The sequence below is a fragment of the Dietzia sp. SYD-A1 genome (assembly GCF_015356725.1).
In the GTDB taxonomy this organism is placed as follows: domain Bacteria; phylum Actinomycetota; class Actinomycetes; order Mycobacteriales; family Mycobacteriaceae; genus Dietzia.
In genome coordinates, this window is record NZ_JADDKI010000233.1 from 1 (window position 1) to 6742 (window position 6742).

General features: G+C 71.1%; 9 protein-coding genes and 1 tRNA gene. 5 read left to right on the top strand and 5 right to left on the bottom strand.

Features of this window, described 5'->3' with window-relative positions; translation table 11 throughout:
- A partial coding sequence (locus IY392_RS10370) for a prephenate dehydrogenase/arogenate dehydrogenase family protein (protein WP_194861152.1) occupies positions 1 to 559 on the bottom strand: 559 nt, incomplete at its 3' end.
- A gap of 45 nt (positions 560 to 604) precedes the next feature.
- Here IY392_RS10370 and IY392_RS10375 point away from each other — a divergent pair.
- The 4 genes from IY392_RS10375 (at position 605) to IY392_RS10390 (ending at position 2132) form a co-directional block, all read left to right on the top strand.
- The gene (locus IY392_RS10375; RefSeq protein ID WP_194861153.1) at positions 605 to 1129 is read left to right on the top strand and encodes a tRNA adenosine deaminase-associated protein; all 525 of its coding nucleotides are present in this window, start codon (positions 605 to 607) and stop codon (positions 1127 to 1129) included.
- A 43-nt stretch (positions 1130 to 1172) separates the two neighbouring features.
- Positions 1173 to 1643, top strand: a complete 471-nt coding sequence (locus tag IY392_RS10380; protein ID WP_194861154.1) for a nucleoside deaminase — start codon at positions 1173 to 1175, stop codon at positions 1641 to 1643.
- A gap of 101 nt (positions 1644 to 1744) precedes the next feature.
- The gene (locus tag IY392_RS10385; protein WP_107755504.1) at positions 1745 to 1951 is read left to right on the top strand and encodes a CsbD family protein; all 207 of its coding nucleotides are present in this window, start codon (positions 1745 to 1747) and stop codon (positions 1949 to 1951) included.
- Between the two features lie 90 nt (positions 1952 to 2041).
- A tRNA-Ser gene (locus tag IY392_RS10390) sits at positions 2042 to 2132 on the top strand.
- 40 nt (positions 2133 to 2172) lie between these two features.
- Here the strand turns inward: IY392_RS10390 and IY392_RS10395 are convergent.
- Complete coding sequence (locus IY392_RS10395) at positions 2173 to 2787, bottom strand: TetR/AcrR family transcriptional regulator (protein WP_194861155.1); 615 nt, start codon at positions 2785 to 2787, stop codon at positions 2173 to 2175.
- A 97-nt stretch (positions 2788 to 2884) separates the two neighbouring features.
- Between IY392_RS10395 and tgt the strand changes: the two genes are divergently transcribed.
- Positions 2885 to 4165 carry a tRNA guanosine(34) transglycosylase Tgt gene (gene tgt, locus IY392_RS10400; RefSeq protein WP_194861156.1) on the top strand — a complete coding sequence of 427 codons (1281 nt, stop codon included), beginning with the start codon at positions 2885 to 2887 and terminating at the stop codon, positions 4163 to 4165.
- 249 nt (positions 4166 to 4414) lie between these two features.
- Here tgt and IY392_RS10405 read toward each other — a convergent pair whose 3' ends face one another.
- From IY392_RS10405 to gluQRS, 3 genes are all read right to left on the bottom strand, one after another.
- The gene (locus IY392_RS10405; RefSeq protein WP_194861157.1) at positions 4415 to 4810 is read right to left on the bottom strand and encodes a CHY zinc finger protein; all 396 of its coding nucleotides are present in this window, start codon (positions 4808 to 4810) and stop codon (positions 4415 to 4417) included.
- A complete protein-coding gene (locus IY392_RS10410; RefSeq protein WP_194861159.1) occupies positions 4807 to 5565 on the bottom strand; it encodes a queuosine precursor transporter in 759 nt (252 codons plus the stop codon). Before IY392_RS10410 ends, IY392_RS10405 begins: the two co-directional genes overlap by 4 nt.
- Before the next feature lie 294 nt (positions 5566 to 5859).
- Positions 5860 to 6742: tRNA glutamyl-Q(34) synthetase GluQRS (gluQRS, locus tag IY392_RS10415; protein WP_194861158.1), on the bottom strand; the 883-nt coding region annotated here is incomplete at its 5' end.

Below are 6742 nucleotides of genomic sequence, written 5' to 3' on the forward strand. Positions count from 1 at the left end.
CCACGTGTCCCAGATGGGAGACCCTCGCCACGGCCGCGTCGTGGTCGGACGAGGTGGACGAGACGACCCGGGAGCCGCAGTCCGAGGCCATCCGGGCGACGCGGGACCACGTGTGGGGGTCGGCGTCGTCGTCCGCGGCCACGAGCCAGGTCGCACCACGGAACAGATCCGGGTCGGTGGCCTCCCAGCCGGAGTGCGCGGTGCCGGCCATGGGGTGCCCACCCACGAATCGCGCGCCCAACCCTCGCTCGCGCACCGCGTCCAGAACCGGTCGTTTGACGCTGATCACGTCGGTCAGAGCGATCCCGGGGGCGTGCTCGGCCACCGCGTCGAGAACCGCGCCGAGGGCGGGGAGGGGGACCGCGACGACGACGAGGGCGTCCGCCCGCGTGGCCCGGCGGAGTGTGTCGGCGAGGTCCGTGGAGACGTCGAAGCCTGCTGTCGTCGCCCCCCGCGCGCCGGGGGCCGAACGGTTCCAGCCGAACGCACGTTCCGGCCCCAGGGTCCGCAGTAGTGAACCGCCGATGAGGCCCGTCCCGAGCACGCACACGTCCGTCACCGCCGTCACCTGACAAGGTTCTCACAGGCGACTACGGTTGGGCCCATGGCCAGCACCTCCGATCGAACCAACCGCGACGGTGAGAGCGACGACGACGCCGTCACAGGGTCCGCCTTCGGGGTGTTGCAGGCGGGCGGGTCATGGGAGATCACCCGGCTCGACGATTCCGCACTGACCAGTCTCGACGACGCCGCGCGCCAGGTCCGTTCGCTGCGCACCGAGGGCGCCTCGTTCGGCCTGGTGGACGTCGATCACGAGTTCTTCGTGATCCTGCGCCCCGGCCCGTCCGGGATGCGTCTCATGCTCTCGGATGCGACCGCCTCCCTGGACTATGACCTCGCGGCCGACGTGCTCGACGAGCTCAACGTGGACCTGCCGGACGAGGACCTCGAGGACGCCGACCCCTGGGGGGAGGGGGACATGGCGATCCTCGAGGACGTCGGGTTGCCGCCCGGGGTGTTGGAGATCATCGTCTCCGAGACCGACCTCTACGCCGACGAGCAGCTTCAGTCGCTGGCCGAGCGGATGGGCTTCGGCGAGGAGCTCGAGCGGCACCAACCCGACTCGTGAGGCGCGTACCTCCCGCGTCCCGCGCACTCCTCCGGCGGCGCCCATGTCTCTGACCTCGCCCCGGTCCGCGGACGAGGTGCTGATTCGACGGGCCCTGGCGGTCGCGGGTCGGACCCCGGACGGAGATGTGCCGGTCGGGGCGGTCATCGTGGGCCCGGACGGCCGGGAACTGGCGGCGGCCGCCAACCGGCGCGAGGCCGACGGCGATCCCCTCGCCCATGCCGAGGTGCTGGCTCTGCGTGCTGCGGCTCGGGAGCTCGGTGACGGGTGGCGGCTGGAGGACTGCACCCTCGTCGTGACGCTGGAACCGTGCACGATGTGCGCCGGCGCCGCGGTCGCGGCCCGAGTGGGTCGCATAGTCTTCGGCGCCTGGGAGCCCCGCACCGGGGCCTGTGGATCGCTCTGGGACGTGGTCCGTGACCGCCGGCTCGTCCACCGCCCCGAGGTCCGGGGCGGGGTGCTCGAGACCGAGTGCGCCGCGCTGCTGGAGGACTTCTTCCGCGCTCGGCGGTGATGGGATCGTGACCGTCGTGCGGTGGATGCCCATCGCGCATCTCCGTACGGTGGGTGAGGAGAGGCGCCGGGCACCGGCGCCGCGATCGAGAGGAGCACCACATGGGTGTGGGAGACAAGTTCTCGAACAAGGCCGAGGAGCTCGGCGGCCGCGCCAAGGAGTCGGCCGGCGCCGCGACCGGCGACCGCGACCTCCAGGCCGAGGGCCAGGCGGACCAGGGCAAGGCCGGCATCAAGCAGGGTGCCGAGAAGCTCAAGGACAAGGCCAACGAGGCAGCGGGCAAGCTCACCGGCAACGACAAGGCCTGAGACCGGCACGGCCTTACATCGGCACGGCCTGATCCGCCCGTCGAGCAGGCGATTTCCGCCTGCGGCCACTCGTGAAGTAGCCTGATCGGCGGTGGCGTGTCCGAGCGGCCGAAGGTGCAGCACTCGAAATGCTGTGTTGGGTAACCCCCAACCGTGGGTTCAAATCCCACCGCCACCGCCACGGGAGAGTCCCGGAACTCACTGGAGTTCCGGGACTCCTCTCATTCCCCGTCGTCGGCCGGGGCGACGTCGGCGACGAAATCCGGCAGGGTGGCCACCGCCCGGAGGGTGGTCAGCGCCGAGTCGATGACGGTGGCCTGGGGTAGCCCGGACTCCTCGCCCAGCAGCGCCAGCTCCTCGACTCCGGCCAACCAGGCGCGGGTGAGCACCAGAGACATGGGACCGGGTCGGTCCACCCCGATGCTGCGGAGGATGCGCAGGCTGACGGTGCGGTGCATGCCGTCGACGACCTGCTCGAGGACCGGGTCGACGGACCGGCCCGACCGCAGGACGGCCACGTAGTTGTCGCGGCGCCGCTGGATGTAGCGCACCAGTGCGGTGATGATCGCCCGGGTCCGGTCTTCCGCGCTGGTGCCCTCCGGGACCTCGGTCAGGGACAGGACGTGATCGGCCGCCGCGTTGACCACCGCCGTGAGGTAGACGAGCTTGGTCGGGAAGTAGTGGAACAGCAGACTGCGCGAAACACCGGCCCGCTCGGCGACATCGTCCATCGAGAGCGAGTGGAACGGGACCGTCTCCAGAAGCCGCACCCCTAGGACCACCAGTTGATCGTGGCGCTCGCGCCGGGAGAGCCGTCGGCCGCTCGTGCCGGGCATCGCTCACCTCGTCGTCGTCGTCGATAGCTGCGGTCGTCGATCCCCCCATCGTAGGGCCACGGACGGCCCCCCGGACCGTCGTGCCACGATGGGACCCATGTCGGTTCACACGCCCCCCACCCCGCGCGCGACCACCTTCGACGTGGGTTCGCGGATGGCCCTCGACGGCACCGCGGGGGGCCGCACCGGCGTCATCCGCACCCCGCACGGCGACATCGCCACCCCGGCGTTCATCCCCGTCGGCACCAAGGCGACGGTCAAGACCCTGACCCCTGAGCAGGTCCGCTCGACCGGCGCGCAGGCCGTCCTGGCCAACGCCTATCACCTGTACCTGCAGCCCGGCCACGACGTGGTGGACGCGGCCGGCGGGCTGGGGGAGTTCATGCGCTGGCCCGGGCCGACCTACACCGACTCCGGGGGGTTCCAGGTGATGAGCCTGGGTGTGGGGTTCAAGAAGGTGATCGAGATGTCGGCCGGCGCGGCGAAGGCCCCGGACGACTCCGCCACCAACAAGGGCCAGGGAAGGCTCGCGAAGGTCGACGAGGACGGCGTCACCTTCACCTCGCACCTCGACGGCTCCGCGCACCGCTTCTCCCCGGAGGTCTCGATGCGGATCCAGCACGGTCTGGGGGCCGACATCCTGTTCGCCTTCGACGAGCTCACCACGCTCATGAACACCCGCGAGTACCAGGAGAGGTCGGTCGAGCGCACGCGGCGCTGGGCGCAGCGGTGTCTCGACGAACACGAGCGCCTGTCGGTGGAACGGACCCACCGGCCCGGCCAGTCGCTGTGGGGCGTGGTCCAGGGCGCGCAGTTCGAGGACCTGCGGCGACAGGCCGTGCGCGGGCTCGTGGAGATGAGCGACCGCGCCGAGGACCGGGGACGGCGCGGGTTCGGAGGCTACGGGATCGGTGGCGCGCTGGAGAAGGAGAACCTGGGCACCATCGTGGGCTGGTGCACCGAGGAGCTGCCCGAGGACCGGCCGCGCCACCTGCTGGGGATCAGCGAGCCCGACGACATCTTCACGGCCGTGGAGAACGGGGCCGACACCTTCGACTGCGTCGCGCCCACCCGGCTCGCCCGTCACGGCGGGATCTACACGCTGAACGGCCGGGTCAACATCACCCGCGCCCAGTTCCGGCACGACCACACCCCGCTCGACCCCGAGGGGCCGTCCGAGGTCTCGCGCGACTACAGCCGCGCGTACCTGCACCACCTGTTCAAGGCCAAGGAGTTCCTCGGGTCGACCCTGCTCACCCTGCACAACCTGGCGTTCGTGGTGCGGCTGGTCGACGAGGTGCGGGCCGCGATGGACGCCGGGCCCGACGAGTACCTGGCGTACAAGTCCGAGTTCCTGGGCCGGTACTACTCGGCGTAGCACCGCCCGCAGGCACCGCCCGCTGTCGCGCCGACTTGCGCGCCCTCTTCGGCTTGCGCGGCCCCAGAGACGCTGGCGTGCGCGCCCTGTTCGGCTTGCGCGGCCTCTTCGTCAGGTCGTGGTGGACTTGCGCTGCGTCTCTGCACCATTCAGGACGCGCACCTCGGGCGAGGACGCGCACCTCGGGCGAGGACGCATACCTCGGGTGAGGCCGTGGGCCGGTTCGCCACAGGGCAGCGGGACAGCGGGTCAGCCGTCGAAGTAGATCGAATGGTGCAGCGAACAGCCCGGGTTGAACGCCGCCCCACAGGCCGGGCACCCGTCGACCTCGAGGTATCGGCTGATCGACAGTGTGCTCCGGCAGACACCGCACAGGATCGCGGGAGTGTCGAACTCGGCCCGCGGCCACGCCGAGACCGCGTGATCAGCGGCCTCGGCGTGGCAACGGAAGCACGGGTAGAACTCCCGGCAGCAGTGGAAGCGGATCGCCACCACGTCCAGGGGACCGCGGTAGTGGACGCAGCGGGTCTGATCGTCGACGGTGGCCCCGAGGACCGGTATCGATCCGCCGTGCCCACCGTCAGCGCGCCCACTGCCCGCGTGCTCGCCGTCAGCGTGCCCGCCGCGCCTGCCGTAGGAGGTCATGTCCTCGAGTCTGCCGGGACGGATCCCACCGGCGACGATCCCGCCGGCGACGATCCCGCCGCAGACGAGTCGGCCAGCGCGGTCTGGTAGGTGGGCTCACGCTTCTTGATCCACGCGATCACCACGTACGTCACCGGCAGCAGGACCGCCTCGACGAGCGTCTTCCAGACGAACCCGATCACGACGTAGTTCCAGTAGTCGCCCGACCCGAGCACCATGCCCAGGGCGGGGGCGGCGATCGTGCAGAAGACGAGGGTATCCGCGAGTTGGCCCACCACGGTTGAGCCGAGCAGCCTGGCCCAGAGGGTCCTCTCGCCGGTGCGGCGCTTCATCCACACCAGCACGTAGGAGTTGAGCAGCTCGCCCACCACGTACCCGGCGAGGCCTGCGAGGAAGAATTGCGGGATCACTCCGGCAACGGCCTCGAACGCCTCCTGGTTCTCGTAGAACGGTGCCGGCGGGAGGTGGACGGTGAACGTGAAACTCAGCGCGGCCAGCGCCAGCACGGCGAAGCCGGACAGAACGACGCGGCGCATCGCCCTGAAGCCGTACACCTCGCTGATCACGTCGCCGAGCACGTATGCCAGCGGGAAGAGCAGGAAGGCGCCGTCGGTGACGAGCCCGTCGAGGCTGAGGAAGCCGAGCTCGAAGCTCAGGCCGGGAAAGAGCAGGACGCCCTTCGTGCCGGTGACGTTGCTGATGAGCATGACGCCCACGAACAGGGCGATCAGATAGCCGTAGTACGGGCTGGCGATGGTGGCGAAGACCGCGCGGTCCGTCCCGGTGCTGTCGTCCCGGTCGGTGGGCGCTGGCCGGGTGGGGGATGGGTCGGAAGCGGTCCGAGCGGTGGAGCCCGGTGTGCTGCGCGCCGGCTCGGGACTGGTCCCGTCCGGCCGCCCAGGCCCGTGGAGGTCAGGATTCTGTTGCGATGGAGTGGTCACGGGCGTCGATTATCCGCTCCGGCGAGCCCGTCCCGCGAATTCACCGGCCGCCGCGCGCCGGAAAGGCGCGGGATCCGGGGTCCGTGGGCGAGGCGCGACAGGAGACGATCAGGTGACGACCCAGGGGCCGGTCCGCAACGACTCCGGGCTGATCACCCCGAACAGCGCGTCGATCGAATCCGCACCGGGTGGTCCACCCAGCGAGGCCACGATCCGGGCGACGGCCGTCCTCGTCGTCGTCCCCTCCGTGGCCAGGTCGGCCAGGGTCACCGCACCGTCCCGCTTGGCCAGACGCTCGCCGGCTGCGTTGACCGCGAGCGGCACGTGGACGTACTCCGGCCGGGGCAGGCCGAGGAGCTCGGCCAGATGGGCCTGGCGCGGGGTGGAGGGCAGGAGGTCCTCACCGCGCACGACCTGGTCCACGCCCTGGTCCGAGTCGTCGACGACGACGGCGAGGTTGTACGCCCACACCCCGTCCCCGCGGCGGAGCACCACGTCGTCCACAACGCCTGTATAGGGCCCGTGGATCAGGTCGTCGACGGTGAGTTCGGTGATGCCGGCGCGCAGCCTCAGGGCCGGCACCCGACCCGGACCGAGTGCCTCGCGGCGGGTCGCTCGCTCGGCGTCTGTGAGATCGCGACAGGTTCCGGGGTAGGCGCCGGGTGGGGAGTGCGGGGCGCGCGGCGCCTCGGCGATCTCGCGGCGTGAGCAGTAGCACTCGTAGACCAGGTCGCGGTCGGTGAGGCGGCGGGTGGCGGCGGCGTAGGCGTCCGAGCGCGCGGATTCCCACATGACCTCGCCGTCCCAGTCGATCCCGATCGCCGCGAGGTCCTCCAGTTGGCGCTCGGCCACGCCGGGTCGCGCGCGGGCGGTGTCGAGGTCGTCGACGCGCATCCGGAAGCCGCGGCCCGACCCGCGGGCAAGCACCCACGCCACCACGGCGGTGCGCAGGTTGCCCAGGTGCAGGTCGCCCGACGGGCTGGGGGCGTAC